The organism is Marisediminicola sp. LYQ85 (assembly GCF_046600695.1).
GTDB lineage: Bacteria > Actinomycetota > Actinomycetes > Actinomycetales > Microbacteriaceae > Marisediminicola.
On sequence record NZ_JBKIWO010000002.1, the window covers coordinates 567,373 to 584,060 of the forward strand.

General features: G+C 65.3%; 16 protein-coding genes. 8 read left to right on the forward strand and 8 right to left on the reverse strand.

Annotated elements, in window-relative coordinates:
- The first annotated feature begins 50 nt into the window (after positions 1-50).
- From ACLHG5_RS11070 to ACLHG5_RS11095, 6 genes are all read left to right on the forward strand, one after another.
- Complete coding sequence (locus ACLHG5_RS11070; protein ID WP_411318853.1) at positions 51-2,432, forward strand: DUF6049 family protein; 2,382 nt, start codon at positions 51-53, stop codon at positions 2,430-2,432.
- Entirely contained in the window at positions 2,429-4,105 is a 1,677-nt protein-coding gene (murJ, locus tag ACLHG5_RS11075) for a murein biosynthesis integral membrane protein MurJ (RefSeq protein WP_411318855.1), read from the forward strand. The genes ACLHG5_RS11070 and murJ overlap by 4 nt, the downstream gene beginning before the upstream one ends.
- Before the next feature lie 123 nt (positions 4,106-4,228).
- Positions 4,229-5,179 carry a thioredoxin-disulfide reductase gene (gene trxB, locus ACLHG5_RS11080; RefSeq protein WP_411316651.1) on the forward strand — a complete coding sequence of 317 codons (951 nt, stop codon included), beginning with the start codon at positions 4,229-4,231 and terminating at the stop codon, positions 5,177-5,179.
- Positions 5,180-5,225: 46 nt separating this feature from the next.
- Positions 5,226-5,552 (forward strand): thioredoxin, encoded by a 327-nt coding sequence (gene trxA / locus ACLHG5_RS11085; RefSeq protein WP_411316650.1) that lies wholly within the window; start codon positions 5,226-5,228, stop codon positions 5,550-5,552.
- Positions 5,553-5,676: 124 nt separating this feature from the next.
- A complete protein-coding gene (locus tag ACLHG5_RS11090; RefSeq protein WP_411316648.1) occupies positions 5,677-7,011 on the forward strand; it encodes a PLP-dependent aminotransferase family protein in 1,335 nt (444 codons plus the stop codon).
- Between the two features lie 54 nt (positions 7,012-7,065).
- Positions 7,066-8,040: a D-alanine--D-alanine ligase gene (locus ACLHG5_RS11095; protein ID WP_411316647.1), complete on the forward strand. Its 975-nt coding sequence runs from the start codon at positions 7,066-7,068 to the stop codon at positions 8,038-8,040.
- A 58-nt stretch (positions 8,041-8,098) separates the two neighbouring features.
- Here ACLHG5_RS11095 and ACLHG5_RS11100 read toward each other — a convergent pair whose 3' ends face one another.
- The 8 genes from ACLHG5_RS11100 to rpmH form a co-directional block, all read right to left on the reverse strand.
- The gene (locus ACLHG5_RS11100) at positions 8,099-9,040 is read right to left on the reverse strand and encodes a ParB/RepB/Spo0J family partition protein (protein ID WP_411318857.1); all 942 of its coding nucleotides are present in this window, start codon (positions 9,038-9,040) and stop codon (positions 8,099-8,101) included.
- Positions 9,040-9,987 (reverse strand): ParA family protein, encoded by a 948-nt coding sequence (locus ACLHG5_RS11105; protein WP_411318858.1) that lies wholly within the window; start codon positions 9,985-9,987, stop codon positions 9,040-9,042. Before ACLHG5_RS11105 ends, ACLHG5_RS11100 begins: the two co-directional genes overlap by 1 nt.
- Positions 9,988-10,312: 325 nt before the next feature.
- Entirely contained in the window at positions 10,313-10,981 is a 669-nt protein-coding gene (gene rsmG / locus ACLHG5_RS11110) for a 16S rRNA (guanine(527)-N(7))-methyltransferase RsmG (protein ID WP_411316645.1), read from the reverse strand.
- Between the two features lie 3 nt (positions 10,982-10,984).
- Positions 10,985-11,464: a protein jag gene (locus tag ACLHG5_RS11115; RefSeq protein WP_411317277.1), complete on the reverse strand. Its 480-nt coding sequence runs from the start codon at positions 11,462-11,464 to the stop codon at positions 10,985-10,987.
- Positions 11,465-11,550: 86 nt separating this feature from the next.
- Positions 11,551-12,516 carry a membrane protein insertase YidC gene (yidC, locus tag ACLHG5_RS11120; protein WP_411316644.1) on the reverse strand — a complete coding sequence of 322 codons (966 nt, stop codon included), beginning with the start codon at positions 12,514-12,516 and terminating at the stop codon, positions 11,551-11,553.
- A 3-nt stretch (positions 12,517-12,519) separates the two neighbouring features.
- The gene (yidD, locus tag ACLHG5_RS11125; protein ID WP_411318862.1) at positions 12,520-12,852 is read right to left on the reverse strand and encodes a membrane protein insertion efficiency factor YidD; all 333 of its coding nucleotides are present in this window, start codon (positions 12,850-12,852) and stop codon (positions 12,520-12,522) included.
- The gene (rnpA, locus tag ACLHG5_RS11130) at positions 12,849-13,187 is read right to left on the reverse strand and encodes a ribonuclease P protein component (RefSeq protein WP_411318863.1); all 339 of its coding nucleotides are present in this window, start codon (positions 13,185-13,187) and stop codon (positions 12,849-12,851) included. Before rnpA ends, yidD begins: the two co-directional genes overlap by 4 nt.
- Before the next feature lie 18 nt (positions 13,188-13,205).
- Complete coding sequence (gene rpmH / locus ACLHG5_RS11135) at positions 13,206-13,343, reverse strand: 50S ribosomal protein L34 (RefSeq protein WP_010204566.1); 138 nt, start codon at positions 13,341-13,343, stop codon at positions 13,206-13,208.
- Between the two features lie 314 nt (positions 13,344-13,657).
- On the opposite strand from rpmH, the gene dnaA reads away from it, so the two are divergent.
- Positions 13,658-15,073 (forward strand): chromosomal replication initiator protein DnaA, encoded by a 1,416-nt coding sequence (dnaA, locus tag ACLHG5_RS11140; RefSeq protein WP_411318864.1) that lies wholly within the window; start codon positions 13,658-13,660, stop codon positions 15,071-15,073.
- 405 nt (positions 15,074-15,478) lie between these two features.
- Positions 15,479-16,624, forward strand: coding sequence for a DNA polymerase III subunit beta (gene dnaN, locus ACLHG5_RS11145; RefSeq protein WP_411318866.1), 1,146 nt, complete (start codon positions 15,479-15,481; stop codon positions 16,622-16,624).
- The last annotated feature ends 64 nt before the right edge of the window (positions 16,625-16,688 follow it).

The following is a 16,688-nucleotide window of genomic DNA, read 5'->3' on the forward strand; positions in this document are numbered from 1 at the left end:
ACCCTAGAATCGCTCTTGCCGACCCTGCCATCGGGTGTGCGGCCGTTCCCATGACTCTCATCTCATCCCTCCTCTCCGCGGCCCTCATCGCCGGTTCGCTGCTCGCGCCCGCGACCCTCGGCACCGACCGGATCGCGGGGGCGGAGGTCACCGCCTCAGCGGCGGTCACCGAGTCGGCCGAGGAGGCACCCGGCGACGAAACCGATGAGGCAGCCGACGACGAAAGCCCGGTCGATGAGACCCCGGTCGCCGAACTCCCCACCGAGCTGTCTGTCGAGATCGTGCCGTCGTCGACGGGCACGGTCTCCGACGGCTCCGACCTCTCGCTCGTCGTGAGGGTCGAGAACAATACGGGCGAGACGCAGCCGCGGGCGACCGCCGTCGTCGTTCTCGATCGCGATGTCGCCACCGATCGCGACGTGTTCCTCGACAAGCTCGAGTCGCCCTCGGCGGTTCCGTCGCCTTCGCGCGTGCAGATCGCCCGCACCGCGGTTCCATCGCTCGACGCCGGCAGGTCGATCGAACTCGACCCGATCGTGCTCGAGAACGACGAACTCACGTCGATCACGTCCGACGCCTTCGGCGCCCACGTCGTCTCGGCCGAGATCACCTCGGGGGGTGAACCGCTCGGCGCGGGCGCCTCGGTCGTGACGATCGATCCGGGTTCGGTGCAGTCGGGGTCGAGCCTCGCTCTCGCGATGCCCCTCACGGTTCCGGTCACCGCCGCCGGCCTCCTCGACGCCGAGACTCTCGCGAGTTACACCGAGCCCGACGGGCTGCTGTCGAACCAGCTCGACGAGGTCGGCGATCGGGACATCGCCGTCGGCATCGATCCGCGCATCATCGCCTCCATCCGTGCTCTCGGCGTCGACGCGCCGGAGTCGGCGACGGCGTGGCTCGAGCGCCTCCGTGAGATCGAGAACGAGACGTTCCCCCTCGCCTACGGCGACTCCGACATCTCGGCGACGAGCCAGGCGGGTTCAGGCGTGCTCGGCCCGGTCGGATTCGACCTCGACCCCGCACGCTTCGACGACGCCCCCGCCTCGGAGGCACCGGAAGACACCGAGGGCTCGACGCCCGACGACGACACCGACACGGCCCCGGGATCGACCCCCGGGTCGAGCCCGGGGCCGTCGACGAGCTCGGTCCCCGACCCCTCGCCCACCCCCTCGGTCTCGCCCGACGGCTCGAGCGTGCCCTCGACATCGAGCATCCTCGCGTGGGACTACAGCGTGGAGGGGGTGGCCTGGCCGCGGGAGTCCTCGGTCGTCACCGCCGACCTCGCGACCTTCACCGAGTCCGGCCTCCCGACGACGATCCTCGATTCGGCTTCCGTCGCCCCGGATGCTTCCGTCGCGAGCACGATCCCGAGCACCGTCGCGATCGGGGAGCACGACGCCGTCGTCTCCGACGACCTCGTCTCCGACCTGCTGCGTGATGCCGTCGATGCGACGACGACCGACGAGTGGCGTGCCGCTATGGCTCGCCTCACCGGGGCGCTCGCTCTCGTCGTCTCCGCCGACCCGGATGCCTCCGCCGACGTGTTCGCGACATTCGACCGCAACTCGGGTCTCGGGGTCTATCGCGTCGAGCAGACCGCGCGGGCCATCGCCGCTCTCTCGTGGCTCGACACGTCGACGCTCTCCGAGGTGCGGTCACAGGATCCCGTGCCCGCGACCCTCGTGGAGTCCCCCGTCGACTCCGAAAGGCTCGACAGGCTCGCCGACCTCGCGGAGGCCGAGGCGAGCGTCGTGCAGTTCGCGACCGTGCTCGACGACCCTCTCGCCGTCACCGCCGATTCGCGGCTCGAGCACCTCGCTCTCTCGTCGCAGGAGTGGGCGACCGACCTCGCCTCGTCCGCGTGGCCGACGGCCGTCGACTCTTTCGTCGCCGACAGCGCTCAAACGGTCGCGTCGGTGCAACTCGCGTCGACGACTGACTTCGTGCTCGCGGCCGACAACGCCGCTCTTCCGATCCCGATCGTCAACGAGCTCGACGTGCCCGCGACGGTCTACGTCACGGTTCGCCCGCAGACCGGAATCCTCGACGTGCAGGATCCCCTCGTCGAGATCACGGTGCCGCCCGGATCCCAGACGCGAGCACTCGTTCCGGTGCGCTCGGTCGCGAACGGCCAGGTTCTCGTCAACATCTCTCTCGCGAGCGGCGACGGGGTTGCGATCGGCTCGCCGACCTCCGTCGAGGTCGACGTTCGAGCGGGGTGGGACACCACGGTCACGACGGTTCTGTTCATTCTCGTCGTGCTCGTCTTCGTCCTCGGGATCATCCGCACCATCCGGCGCATCCGCAGACGCGAGGGCAGCGGCGATGACATCGCCGACGACAGCGACGACGACGGAGACGCCGACGCGACACCCGCCGACCCGACACCCGCCGACCCGACACCGACAGACCCCGAGAAGGCGGATCGATGACCGACGCTCTCCCGGGAGACGCTCCAGAACCCGCGCGCTCCGGTCTCGGTCGCGCGAGCGCGATCCTCGCCTCCGGAACCCTCGTCTCGCGCATCCTCGGCTTCGTCAAGGTCATCGTGCTCGCCGCGACGATCGGGCAGGTCGCGAGTGTTCCCGCCGACGCCTTCGCCGTCGGCAACCAGCTTCCCAACAACATCTACGCGCTCATCGCGGGCGGCCTCCTCGGCGCCATCCTCGTGCCCCAGATCGTTCGCGCCGGGTTGCACGACGACGGTGGTCAGCGCTACATCAACAAGATCGTGACCCTCGGTTCGGTCTCGTTCATCGTCATCACGATCGGTGTCACGCTTCTCGCGCCCGTGCTCGTCGCGGTCTATGCCGCGAGCGATTCGGGCGGCGGGCGGGGGTTCAGCGACGAGGGCATCGCCCTCGCGACGGCGTTCGCCTACTGGTGTCTGCCGCAAGTGCTCTTCTACGCGCTCTACAGCCTCCTCGGGGAGGTTCTCAACGCCCGCAAGGTGTTCGGGCCGTTCACGTGGGCCCCCGTCGTCAACAATGTGGTCGTCATCGGTTCGCTCGTGCTCTTCCAGGTGCTCTTCGGGGGCGCGTCCGACAACTCCGACGTGGGGGTCTGGGATGCCTCGCGCATCGCCGTGCTCGCGGGCACCGCGACGCTCGGGGTCGCGGCTCAAGCGTTCGTTCTCGTGTTCTTCTGGCGCCGGGCCGGCCTCTCCTACCGCCCCGATTTCCAGTGGCGCGGTGTGGGTCTCGCCCGCACGGGCAAAGCCGCCGGCTGGGTGTTCGGCATGATCCTCGTGACCCAGCTCGCGGGGGTCGTCCAGAGCCAGGTCGCGACTCTCGCCACGGGCGAGGGGGCCTCGAGCACCGCTCTCGCCAACTCCTGGCTCATCTTCATGCTCCCGCACTCCGTCATCGCGGTGTCGATCGCGACCGCCTACTTCACGAGGATGAGCGGTCACGCCACGACCGGGGACTTTGCGGGAGTCCGCGCCGACGTGCGCTCCTCCCTCACGGCGATCGGACTCTTCATCACCTTCGCGTCGATCGCGCTCCTCGTCGTCGCGTTCCCGTTCGCGAGGGCCTTTGAGAGCGGCGGGTTCGACAACGTCGCGGCCATGGCGATCGTCATCATGGCGTTCGCCATCGGTCTCGTCCCCTTCAGCGCCGTCTTCGTTCTGCAGCGCGTGTTCTATTCGCTCGAAGACACGCGAACCCCGTTCTTCATCGAGACCGCGAAGGCGGGGGTCTTCGTCGCGGGGGCGTTCGCGTGCACGCGACTCCCGGTGGAGTTCATCGTCTTCGGCATCGCCCTCGTCACGGTGCTCGCGAGCCTCGTGCAGTTCGTGCTCACCTTCCTCCTCCTGCGTCGTCATCTCGGCCCCATCGGCGGGCGCTTTCTCGTGCGTCGCCACGCTCAGTACCTCGTCGGAGCACTCGTCGCGGGGGCCGCGGGAGCCGGCGTCCTCGCGGCGACCGGCGGGTACACCCCCGCCGGCTTCGGTCAGAGCAGCCTCGTCGCGGCCGTCGCGGTCATCGCTCTCGCGGGCATCGTGATGCTCGCTGTTTACGCGGCTGTGCTACTTCTGATGCGGAACCCGGATGCCGCAGGCGCGCTCTCGAAGGTGACCGCACGCATCCGTCGCTCCCGCTGAGTCCGCCCTCGGGCGGCGGTGTGACGCCGACTCAGCGGCATGGAATAGCCAGTCCATACACTGTGTTGTAACGCTCGACGCGGTAACGACACCTCACCGCAATCAGAAACTGGAGACACTCCCTTGCGACAGGTCATCATCATCGGTTCGGGTCCCGCGGGCTACACCGCGGCGATCTACGCGGCTCGCGCCAACCTCTCCCCTCTCGTGATCGCGAGCTCGGTCGAGGCCGGCGGCGAGCTCATGAAGACCACTGAGGTCGAGAACTTCCCCGGCTTCCCGGAGGGCATCATGGGCCCCGAGCTCATGATGAACATGCAGGCCCAGGCAGAGAAATTCGGGGCCGAGGTCGTTCTCGACGACGTCGTCTCGGTCGACCTCTCCGGCGACGTGAAGAGCGTGACCCTCGGAAACGGTGACGTTCACGAGGCCCTCACGGTCGTCTACGCGACCGGATCGGCCTACCGCAAGCTCGGGATCGCCGACGAGGAGCGTTTGAGCGGCCACGGTGTCTCGTGGTGCGCGACGTGCGACGGCTTCTTCTTCCGCAACAAGACCATCGCGGTCGTCGGCGGCGGAGACTCGGCAATGGAAGAGGCGACGTTCCTCACCAAATTCGCCGAGAAGGTCTACATCATCCACCGTTCGGAGTCGCTCCGCGCGTCGAAGATCATGCAGGACCGCGCTCACGCGAACCCGAAGATCGAGTTCCTGTTCAACAAGCAGGTCGAGCGCATCTACGGCGACGAGCTCGTATCCGGACTGGGCCTGCGCGACACCGTCGACGGCACCGAGACGACGATCGACGCGACCGGCCTGTTCATCGCGATCGGCAACGACCCCCGCGTGCACCTCGTCCACGGGCAGCTCGACCTCACCGTCGACGGCACCATCGCCGTCGACGGTCGCAGCTCCCGCACCAACATCCCCGGCGTCTTCGCCGCGGGTGACGTGCTCGACATCACCTACCGCCAGGCGGTCACGGCGGCAGCATCCGGAACCGTCGCCGCTCTCGACGTCGAGCACTACCTCGCGGCTCTCCCCGCGAGCGTGCTCGACGGCGCCACGGTCTGAGACCGACACCCATCCCGCAGTCCCGCAGTCCACAGAAAGCAGACACATGTCCACCGCACTCGATGTAACCGACGCCACCTTCGACGCCGAGGTCCTCGCGTCAGACAAGACGATCCTCGTCGACTTCTGGGCCGAATGGTGCGGTCCGTGTCGCGCCGTGAGCCCCATCCTCGACCAGATCGCGGCCGAGCACGCCGACAAGATCACCGTCGTGAAGCTCAACGTCGACGACAACCCGCAGATCGCCGCGAAGTACCAGATCACCTCGATCCCCGCGATGAAGGTCTACCGCGGTGGAGAGGTCGTCAAGACCGTCATCGGTGCCAAGCCCAAGGGCGCTCTCGAGGCAGATCTCGCCGACTTCCTGGCGTAGATCGACCTCGACTCGTTCGGCCCGTCTCCTCGCGAGACGGGCCGTCGTCGTTTGACCCGCGGAACGATCGCCTAGGGTGAACGGAAAGCTCGACACCGCTTCATCACCTCACTCGGGACTCTCAATGACACACCACGGCAGCTCCGTCGGTGGTTCGGGAACGAACCTCGACCCCTGGTACGACCACTACGCCGACCGCGCGGCCGGTCTGAGCGCGTCCGAGGTCCGAGCGCTCTTCGCCGTGGCGTCACGGCCCGAGGTCGTGTCACTCGCCGGGGGGATGCCCTACGTCTCGGCGCTCCCGAGCGAGCTCATCAGAGCGTCGTTCGACCGCGTGATGGAGGAGTCCGGGCCGAAAGCGCTGCAGTACGGCTCTGGGCAGGGCGAACCGTCACTGCGCGAACACATCCTCGAGGTCATGTCTCTCGAGGGGATCCACGGTAGCGTCGACGACGTCGTCGTCACGACCGGCTCGCAGCAGGGCCTCGACCTCGTGACCAAGCTGTTCGTCGATCCGGGCGATGTCGTTCTCGCCGAAGCTCCGAGCTATGTCGGCGCGATCGGGGTCTTCCGGTCGTACCAAGCCGACATCCAACACGTCGCCCTCGACGAGCACGGGCTCATCCCCGAGGCGCTCCGAGAGCGCATCGCGGAGGTGCGGCTCGCGGGCAAGACCATCAAGTTCCTCTACACGATCCCGAACTTCCACAATCCGGCCGGAGTCACCCTCAGCCGCGAGCGACGCCTCGAGATCCTCGAGATCTGCCGTGCGGAGCAGATCCTCGTGCTCGAGGACAACCCCTACGGCCTCCTCTATTTCGACGCTCCGCCACCACCCGCGATGCGGTCCATCGACGAAGACGGCGTCGTCTATCTCGGCTCGTTCTCGAAGACGCTCGCCCCCGGCTTCCGCATCGGGTGGGTGCTCGCGCCGCACGCCATTCGCGAGAAATTGATTCTCGCGAACGAGTCGGCGGTGCTGTCGCCGAGCTCGTTCACCCAGTACGTCGTGTCGGAGTACCTGAGCACCTCTGATTGGCGCGGCCAGATCGACATCTTCCGCGGCGTCTATCGGGAGCGTCGTGATGCCATGCTCTCGGCGCTCGACGAGCACCTCCCCGAGCTCGCCCGCACGACGCCCAACGGTGGGTTCTACGTGTGGCTGAGTCTGCCGTCTCAACTCGACTCCAAAGCGATGCTTCCCCGAGCGGTCACTGAGCTCGTGGCATATACGCCGGGTACGGCGTTCTACGCCGACGGCGGCGGTCGAGACTCGATGCGTCTCTCGTTCTGCTATCCGACCCCCGAGACCATCCGGGTCGGGGTGCGTCGACTCGCGACCGTCATCAACGGCGAACTCGATCTGCTCGAGACGTTCAGTCCTCGCCGAGGCAGCGCTGTCGACCATCCCGCCACCGTGTCCGGCCAGTTCGCGAGCCCGCCACCCAACCTGACCTGAGCACCCCGCGCCGACCCATTTCGCGTTTGATCAGCTATTAAAGGACCCCCAGGTATGTCTCCTCACGGTGAACCACGGTCGATCGTCGTCTTGGCGGGGGGGATCTCCCACGAGCGGGACGTGTCACTGCGCTCCGGCCGCCGCGTGGCGGACAGTCTCAAAGAACACGGGATCGCCGCCGTGCTGAGGGAGCCCGACGCGTCTCTGCTCGACTTCCTCCGCACAGAGCGGCCCGATGTCGTCTGGCCCGCGCTCCACGGCGCGAGCGGAGAAGACGGGGCCCTGCGCGCGCTACTCGACCTCGCCCGCATTCCGTATGTCGGATCGCGGCCCGGGGCCGCGAGGCTCGCGTGGCACAAGCCGACAGCCAAGACCATCGTCTCGCGCGCCGGCCTGCAGACGCCCGACTGGGTGACGCTCCCTCGCGACACGTTCCGCGAACTCGGCGCCGACAGCGTTCTCGGTCTCATCTCCGACACGATGGCCTTCCCCCTCGTAGTGAAGCCCGCGCAGGGTGGGTCGGCGCAGGGCGTGAGCATCGTCACCGATCCCGAGCAGATGCCGCGCGCGATGATCGACGCGTACACCTACGGTGACACCGCGCTCATCGAGCGCCACGTGAGCGGCACGGAGATCGCGGTCGGCATCATCGACAGCGGAGACGGCCCGGTCGCGCTCCCCGCGGTCGAGATCGTGCCGATCTCGGGCGTCTACAGTTTCGAGGCACGCTACAACGCCGGAGAAACCCGCTTCTTCGCCCCCGCGCGCATCTCCGAGAGCGCCGCGGCTGTCGTCGCCGAGGCAGCGGTAGCCGCCCACGTCGCCCTCGGACTTCGGCACCTCTCGCGCATCGACCTCATCATCGACGCGGCGGGAGCCCCGCAGTTCCTCGAGGCCAACGTGCTCCCCGGGCTCACGGAGACCTCTCTCGTCCCGCTCGCTCTCGAGGCCGCCGGCCACGACCTCGGGTGGGTCTACGAGGCTCTCGCCGACGCGGCCATTCGTGAATCGGACCACATCTCAGCCTGATCGACCGCGAGCCAGCGTCGACGCTCGACCATCGGCGCGCGAGCCGAAACAGCGTGCGTCAGCCGAAGCCGGGCTCCCCGAGCTCACCGAGGATGCGGTTGAGATCGCTGACCGTCGCGAAGTCGATCACCACTTGTCCCTTACGGGCACCGAGGCTCACACGAACGCGCGTGTCGAGTCGGTCTCCGAGTCGCTCGGCGATCTCGTCGAGCTGGCCCTGGCGCCTCCCCGCGCTCGGTTTGGCCTTGACCGCGGGGGTTCCCGCTGCTGCCGCGGCCTCCGCCGCGCGAACCGAGAGGTCTTCATTGACGATCTTGTCGGCCAGGCGCTCCATCGAGGGAGCGTCACCCGCCGAGAGGATGGCGCGGGCGTGCCCCGCGCTCAGGACCCCCGCCGCAACCCGGGACTGAACCGTCTCGGGCAGACGCAGGAGGCGGATCGTGTTGGTGATCTGGGGCCGCGAGCGTCCGATGCGGGTCGCGAGCTCGTCTTGCGTGATTCCGAAATCGGCGAGCAACTGCTGGTAGGCCGACGCCTCCTCGAGAGGGTTGAGGTTCGCCCGATGCAGGTTCTCCAGCAGAGCGTCGCGGAGCATCGCGTCATCCGCCGTGTTCTTCACGACCGCGGGAATGGTCTCGAGTCCCGCGATCTTGCTCGCACGCAGGCGCCGCTCGCCCATGACGAGCTCGTAGCGCGGCTCACCGGGAGCCGCATCGGCGAGCGGACGCACGACGATCGGCTGCAGGACACCCACCTCGCGAATGGACGTGACGAGTTCGGCGAGCTCCTCCTCCGCGAAGACGGTGCGAGGCTGTGACGCGTTGGGCACGATGTCTGCGGGGTCGAGTGCGGCGAGCTGCGCGCCCGGAATCGACACGAGGGTCTCGCTCGACTCCTTCGTCGTCGGGAAGAAGACGTCGACGGGGCGCTCGGTCGATGACGACTCGGTAGGGATGAGGGAGCCGATTCCGCGGCCCAGTCCGGTTCTCTTCGTTGCCATCAGTTCGGTGCTCCTCGGTGGGCCATCTCGGCGGCCGCCTCTCGATACGACAGTGATCCTGCCGAATTGGTGTCGTAGGTGATGACAGTCTGCCCGTAGCTCGGTGCCTCCGAAATGCGCACCGACCGAGGGATCGCCGTCGTGAGCACTTGTGTCGGAAAGTGCTCGCGAACATCCTGAGCCACTTGGTTCGCCAGATTGGTCCGCGCGTCGAACATCGTGAGAAGAATCGTCGACATGACGAGCTGCGGGTTCAAGTGCTTTCCGATGAGGGAGATGTTGTTGAGCAGCTGACTGAGACCCTCGAGCGCGTAGTACTCGCACTGGATGGGGATGAGCACCTCGGTGGCCGCAACGAAGGCGTTGATGGTCAAGAGTCCGAGCGACGGCGGGCAATCGATGAACACGTAGTGGAACGGCTCTTCGGTCGACCCGAGGTAGGAGTGGAGGGCCGAGTGCAGTCGGCGTTCCCGCGCTTCCATCGAGACGAGCTCGATCTCGGAGCCGGCGAGGTCGATCGTCGCCGGCACGCAATAGAGCGTGTCCGACTCCGAACTCCGCTGCACGACATCCGCCATCGGAACGCCGTCGATCACGACGTCGTAGACACTCGGCGTCTCCGAGCGATGGTCGATGCCGAGCGCCGTCGACGCGTTTCCTTGGGGGTCGAGGTCGATGACGAGCACGCGCGCGCCGGAGAGCGCGAGAGCAGCGGCGAGATTGACCGTCGTCGTCGTCTTTCCCACCCCACCCTTCTGGTTCGCGATCGTGAAGATGCGGGTCGTCTCCGGAAGTGGAAGGGACTGCGCAGACAACCGCGCACGTCGGGTCGTCAGATCCGATATCTCGCGGGCGAGGGGCGTGTCTCCCAGCAGGTCATCCTCGAGTGCCGGTGCCCCCGCTTCTTCGACGGTGGTTTCGACAGTGGGTTCAGCGCGGAGATCCACGGGCGACTCCATCGTGGATTCAGTGTCAACGTCAGCGACCCGGGGTTCGGAATTGATGACCTCTGGGGCTCCTTGCTGCGCAGGCTCCGCAGGGGCTTGCGGTTCTTCTACCGGAGTCTCTCGGGGCGCCGCCTCGGCTTCGCGCGTCGCTGGGAGCCGGTTCTTCTTAGGCCACAGAGGACTCATGTGTCCGTCCAATCCGGTAGGAGATGTTTCACGTGAAACACGACAACGAGACACGGTGATGTTTCACGTGAAACATGGCTTTGCGCCGTTCTAACCAGTGATCGTGGGGAGGGTTTCGGGTCCGAACCCTCGACATCCATCAATCAACTTTAGCGCGGAAGACCCGGGTCACTTCGTCGACGACACCCTCGCCCAGCACGACCACTTCGGCATCGGTCAAACGGAGCTTCCGGATCACCTTGGTCGCCGCCGCAACCTCGCTGTCGACGCTCGCGCCCTTCATGAGAACCAACTCGCCACCGGATCGGAGCAGCGGAACCGTTATCGGAAGCAGCTTCGACAGCGCACTGACCGCACGGGCCGTGACCTGGTCGAGCCACGGAGAGAAAACGGCTTCTTCCGCTCTCGCGTGGACCACGGCGACGTTTTCGAGACCGAGTTTCTCCGACTCGGCTCGAAGCCAGTCGACACGACGCTCCATGGGCTCGATGAGGGAGAAACGCACGTCCGGTCGCGCGATAGCCAAGACCAGACCGGGAAGCCCGGCACCGCTACCGACATCTCCGACGTGTGCACCCGCGTGGAGGAGAGGGGCAACCAGTGCACTGTTGATGATGTGGCGGGTCCACAATCGAGGTGGCTCAAGCGGGCCGATCAGGCCCAGGAGTTCACCGCGCGCACCGAGGTCAGCCGCGAACTGGCGCGCGACGTCGATGTGGTCGCCGAAAACGTCAACGGCAACGCCCGGCTCCATCTCGAGGGGAGCGACGGCCGCGTCGTCCAACGATGTTTCACGTGAAACATCCATGCGTCAGGCGCGTCGGATGACCGTGTGGCGGTCCCGTCCTTCTCCCTCGGATTCCGAGACGAAAGGACGCTCGGCGACGAGGTCGTGAACGAGCTTGCGCTCGTACGACGACATCGGAGGTAGGGATGCCGCTTCTGCACCCTGCTCGATGCGCTCGATCGCGCGGTCGACGAGTGCGCCGAGTTCAGCGGCGCGCGCCGCCCGGGATCCTCCGACATCGAGGATCAGCCGCGAGAAGGCACCGGTCTTCGCCTGCACGGCCAGACGGGTTAGCTCCTGGAGCGCCGTCACAGTGTCGGGCTTAGCAAGGATGCGAAGGTTGCTCTCGTCCTCGGAGTTCACCGACAGATACGCACGACCGTCGCGGGCCTCGATGTCGATGTCGCCATCGAGATCGGTGATGTCGAGTAGCTCCTCGATGTAGTCCGCAGCGATATCGCCCTCTTCTTCGAGCTGGGACACCGAGCGCGGCGCCTCATCCATGGTCGGGATCTCGGCCGGACTGCCCGCCGGGATGTTCTCGCTCATCGGTCTGCTCTCTGTGGGTTTCGGGGGAGTGGTGCTCATGGTCAACGACGCCCCTTGGGCTTCTTCTTCGCCCGAGCCTTGCCGACCGGCTGCTGACGCTGCGTGGTCTTCTGTTCGACGGCCGGCGTCTCTGCCGTGTCGTCCTCGACGATGGTGATTCCCCGTCGCTGCGCCTTCTTCGCGATCCTGTTCTCGCGCGCGAGCGCGGCTTCACTGCCGGGTGTCGGCATGTTCCGGATGACGATGAACTGCTGCACCATCGTCCAGATGTTCGACACGAGCCAATAGAACATGACACCGAGGGGGAAGGTGAATCCCGAGAAGAGAAAGACGAGGGGGAGGATGTAGAGCAGAATCCGCTGCTGCTTGAACATCGGCGAGTTCTTCATCTCGGGCGACTGGTTCTTCGACATTATCTGCAGCTGCGTGATGAACTGCGACGCCGTCATGAGGACCACCATGATCGCTGCCGTCACGATCACCGCGACATTGCCGTCTGCCGTGCTGATGGCGAGGCGCAGCGGAGCGATGTCGAAGAGGGATGACTCACCGAACGAGCGCGACAGCTCGGCGTTGAGCAGCCCCACTCCCACGAGCTCGCGCTGAGCGTTCTGGAGCACGGAGAAGAGACCGAAGAAGATCGGCATCTGCAGAAGAAGAGGGAGACACGACGCGAGCGGGTTGGTTCCCGTGCGCTTATAGAGCGCCATCGTTTCGCGCTGCATCGCCTCGCGCGAGAACTGGTCTTTCTTTCCCTTGTACTTGTCCTGGATCTTCTTCAGCTGCGGGGCCACTTCCATCATCCGCCGCTGGCTCTTGATCTGACGCACGAAGATGGGGATGAGGGCGGCTCGCACGACGAGCACGAGACCCACGATGGAGAGAACCCAGGTGAGACCCGCGTCGCCATTCAGTCCCGCCGCAGTGAGCAGGCTGTGGAACGCGACGAGGATGGCCTCGATGACCCACTTGATGGGCCAGAGGATAATTCCGAAGATATCCGGCATGGGTCAGGCCTTTCCGCCGGGAGCGGCGATGGTGGTGGTGCGTTCGGGAGTGACGAAACCGAAGTCGCTCACGGCGTGGTGGTGTCGATGAGAGGGAGGGACGTCGTCTATTCCTCCCTCGGCCCACGGGTGGCACCGAGCGAGTCGACGAGACCCGATCCACACCCCGCGCACGACCCCGTGGAGTTGGATCGATTGCAGGGCGTACGCGGAACACGAGGGATAGTAGCGGCAGACCTCACCGTAGAGCGGCGAGATGACAGCCCGGTAGACCTTGAGGATGACCACGCAGACGTTGCGCGGAATAAGCATGATGAACGTCGCTGTCGCATTCATGCCCGTGTCAGACCCTTACTGAGAGCGTGGGTGATTTGAGCGTTCAGGCTAACCCACGGTGCCTGCGCCGAGCCTGGCAGAGCACGGATGACGATGTCCGTGCCCGCGGGAACAGTCGACAGTCGATCGTGAGCGATCGACTTCAACCGACGGCGCACGAGATTGCGATGTGCGGCATTGCCCACGGTTTTTGCGACGATGAATCCGAACCGTGCATCGGGATGCTCGGTTTTCCGAATGTGAACCGTCGCCAACGGAGCGCTCGTACGTACCCCTCGTCGGACCGCGGCGCGATAGTCGTCGGCGGTCGTGACGCGATTACGGCGAGCGATCACCGACGTCGATCGAGGTTCTTAGGCAGAGAGCTCGGTGCGGCCCTTGCGGCGACGCGCGCCGAGGATGGCACGACCGGCGCGGGTGCGCATACGAAGACGGAAGCCGTGCACTTTGGCGCGACGGCGGTTGTTCGGCTGGAAGGTGCGCTTGCTCATTGTTCGGTCTCCACGACGTCGGTGTTTCTGGGGTGTGCTCGGGCACGATTGCAACAAGGTTCAATGCGAATGCGTACCGGCTGGAGGCCGGACCGAGGGAACCCTGGAATGGTTGCTCGGCCGTTCGGCTCGGAGTCAACTGATTAAAAATACGGTCTTTCCCCGTTCGGGTCAAACTCCCCGTCCCCTGACCGTGCATTATCCACATGGGGACAACTGCTCTTGCGAACGACATACCCTCGCAAACTAAGGTGGTCTGATCGCACAGCCAGTGGATAACTCTGTGTATAACTCCCTATTGCGTAAGGACGACCATGACCGACGGTGCTGAGGAAATCCAGGGCATCTGGCAATCGGTTCTCACGAGCCTTCGCTCCGACGAGCGGATCACGCCGCAGCTGCAGGGCTTCCTGAGTCTCGTCGAGCCCAAGGGAGTCATGGCGGGAACCCTCTATCTCGAGGTTCCGAACGACCTCACGCGGGGGATGCTCGAGCAGCGCATCCGTCTTCCTCTTCTCAACGCGATCGCCGACCTCGGTGACGACAACACTGTTGCGAACTTCGCGATCGTGGTGAACCCCGAGATCTCCCACGACTCGCTCGAATCACCCGCGGAATCGAGTGAACCACCGTGGGTCGAGCAGCAGACCCCGCCGAGCCCCGTCGAGTACTCGGGCAAGAGGTCCGATTCGCGACTCAACCCCAAGTACAACTTCGACAACTTCGTCATCGGCGGGTCGAACCGCTTCGCCCACGCCGCCGCGGTCGCCGTGGCTGAAGCGCCGGCCAAGGCCTACAACCCGCTCTTCATCTACGGGGACTCCGGCCTCGGCAAAACCCACCTCCTGCACGCCATCGGCCACTACGCCGAGAGCCTCTACCCCGGCATCCGTGTGCGCTACGTCAGCAGTGAGGAGTTCACGAACGACTTCATCAACTCGATCGCGAACAACAGGGCCTCGGTGTTCCAGTCGCGCTATCGAGACATCGACATCCTCCTGATCGATGACATCCAGTTCCTGCAGGGCAAGGACTCCACGCAAGAAGCGTTCTTCCACACCTTCAACACCCTCCACGATCACAACAAGCAAGTGGTCATCACGAGCGATCTGCCCCCCAAGCACCTCACCGGTTTCGAAGACCGCATGAGGTCGCGATTCGAGTGGGGCCTCATCACCGATGTCCAAGCGCCCGACCTCGAGACCCGCATCGCGATCCTGCGCAAGAAGGCGCAGAGCGATCGGCTGCAGGTTCCCGACGACATCCTCGAGTACATGGCGTCGAAGGTCTCGTCGAACATCCGGGAACTCGAAGGGACCCTCATCAGGGTCACGGCGTTCTCGAGCCTCAACCGGATGCCCGTCGATCTCGCCCTCGTGCAGACGGTGCTCAAAGATCTCATCACGCTCGACGACGACAACGTCATCGCGCCGGTCGACATCATCAATCACACGGCGGACTACTTCAAGCTCACCGTCGACGACCTCTACGGGTCGTCGCGCTCCCAAGCCGTCGCGACCGCTCGCCAGATCGCGATGTATCTGTGCCGCGAGCTGACGAACCTGTCTCTGCCCAAGATCGGTCAGTTGTTCGGCAACCGGGATCACACCACGGTCATGTACGCCAACAAGAAGATCAGCGAGCTCATGAAGGAGCGCCGCTCGATCTACAACCAGGTCACCGAACTGACGAGTCGCATCAAGCAGAACCATCGCTACAGCAGCCTGTGACCGCCCGCCCTCGGCGCCCCTCCCTTGGGGGGTTGAGAGGGTAGCAGTAGTGCACAGTGTGGATAACTTGTGGAATTCCGTGGATAACTACCCTTCGTCGGTACCTCCGGGTCGGCCCTCCTGTGGAATGTCATTCCTGTGCAGCCGAACTGCACGGCGATTCTCCCGGGACTTCACTCACCGTCTACACAACTTGCACGCGTGTAGTTTCCCGTCGCCCACTGGCCTCCTGCGAGTTACTCACAGTTCACACATCGGTTAATGACTTTGTTCTTTTAAAGAAGATTGGGGTCGAGAAAGAACCTTGTGGGGTGGGGAGAACTACAGAATCCCGTCGCGCCCCGGCCCGGAGGCCCTGTGGCAGTATTGAGCCCCGAGTCATCTACCGCTGCGCCAGGGAGCCCCATGAAGTTTCAGGTCAATCGCGACGTCTTCAGCGAGGCCGTCTCTTTTGCGGTGAAGTTGCTGCCCCAGCGAACCACTCTTCCCATCCTCAGCGGTGTTCTCATCGAAGCGACCGAAGACGGACTCACTCTCTCCTCGTTCGACTACGAGGTGTCTGCGCAGACGTCGATCACTGCGGATGTCGAAGAGCCCGGGCGCATTCTCGTGTCGGGCCGTCTCCTCGCCGACATCGCGAGCCGCCTTCCCAACGCGCCCATCCGGTTCTCCACCGAAGACACGAAGATCTCGGTCACGGGAGGCTCCGCCCACTTCACACTTTTGAGCATGCCCGTCGAGGAGTACCCGACCCTCCCGCAGGTCGCTGAGCAGACCGGGCTCCTTCCGGCGGACGCGTTCGCGAGTGCCGTCTCGCAAGTCGCCGTCGCGGCATCGAGAGACGATGTCACCCCCGTGATCACGGGTGTTCAGCTCGAGGTCTCGGAGAATTCGCTGAGCCTCGTCGCGACCGACCGCTACCGAGTGGCCGTGCGCTCGATCGACTGGGATTCCGCGGATTCCGCTGTCGAGACGATCACGGCTCTCGTTCCCGCGCGCACGCTGCAGGAGATCGGCAAGACCTTCGGCAACAGTGGCACCATCTCGGTGTCGATCACCGGGTCGGAGGACCGCGAGCTCATCGCCTTCCGCGCCGACAAGAAGACCGTCACGTCGCTGCTGATCAAGGGCAACTTCCCGCCCGTCAAGCGACTCTTCCCGGAGACCGTCGACAACTACGCCGTCATCAACACGGGCGAACTCATCGAGGCGGTGCGCCGTGTCTCGCTCGTGCTCGAGCGCGAGGCAGCTCTGCGATTCACCTTCAACCCCGATGGACTCACCCTCGAGGCCATCGGCTCGGAGCAAGCGCAAGCATCCGAATCGATCGACGCGATCCTCACGGGCGTCGACACCGTCGTGTCACTCAAGCCCCAGTTCCTGCTCGACGGCTTGAGCGCGGTGCACTCCGAGTTCGTGCGAATCTCGTTCACGAAGACCGACAATCCGAACAAACCCGGCCCGGTGCTCATCACGAGCCAGTCGTCGAAAGACCAGGCGGGGTCGGACACCTACCGCTACCTGCTTCAGCCGAACCTGCTGCTCCGCTGACCGCGCATCCCCCGGTCGACGTTCCCGATCGGATCGCCGACTCCTCGACTCACGTCATCCCGAA

Excerpts from the sequence above, each read along its gene's own strand:
- ACLHG5_RS11100 (WP_411318857.1), bottom strand. The coding sequence starts at position 9,040 with ATGGCAACGAAGAGAACCGGACTGGGCCGCGGAATCGGCTCCCTCATC.
- dnaA (WP_411318864.1), top strand. The coding sequence starts at position 13,658 with ATGACCGACGGTGCTGAGGAAATCCAGGGCATCTGGCAATCGGTTCTC.
- yidD (WP_411318862.1), bottom strand. The coding sequence starts at position 12,852 with ATGAATGCGACAGCGACGTTCATCATGCTTATTCCGCGCAACGTCTGC.
- murJ (WP_411318855.1), top strand. The coding sequence starts at position 2,429 with ATGACCGACGCTCTCCCGGGAGACGCTCCAGAACCCGCGCGCTCCGGT.
- ACLHG5_RS11095 (WP_411316647.1), top strand. The coding sequence starts at position 7,066 with ATGTCTCCTCACGGTGAACCACGGTCGATCGTCGTCTTGGCGGGGGGG.
- yidC (WP_411316644.1), bottom strand. The coding sequence starts at position 12,516 with ATGCCGGATATCTTCGGAATTATCCTCTGGCCCATCAAGTGGGTCATC.
- trxA (WP_411316650.1), top strand. The coding sequence starts at position 5,226 with ATGTCCACCGCACTCGATGTAACCGACGCCACCTTCGACGCCGAGGTC.
- dnaN (WP_411318866.1), top strand. The coding sequence starts at position 15,479 with ATGAAGTTTCAGGTCAATCGCGACGTCTTCAGCGAGGCCGTCTCTTTT.
- ACLHG5_RS11070 (WP_411318853.1), top strand. The coding sequence starts at position 51 with ATGACTCTCATCTCATCCCTCCTCTCCGCGGCCCTCATCGCCGGTTCG.
- ACLHG5_RS11090 (WP_411316648.1), top strand. The coding sequence starts at position 5,677 with ATGACACACCACGGCAGCTCCGTCGGTGGTTCGGGAACGAACCTCGAC.
- rsmG (WP_411316645.1), bottom strand. The coding sequence starts at position 10,981 with ATGGATGTTTCACGTGAAACATCGTTGGACGACGCGGCCGTCGCTCCC.
- ACLHG5_RS11115 (WP_411317277.1), bottom strand. The coding sequence starts at position 11,464 with ATGGATGAGGCGCCGCGCTCGGTGTCCCAGCTCGAAGAAGAGGGCGAT.
- rpmH (WP_010204566.1), bottom strand. The coding sequence starts at position 13,343 with ATGAGCAAGCGCACCTTCCAGCCGAACAACCGCCGTCGCGCCAAAGTG.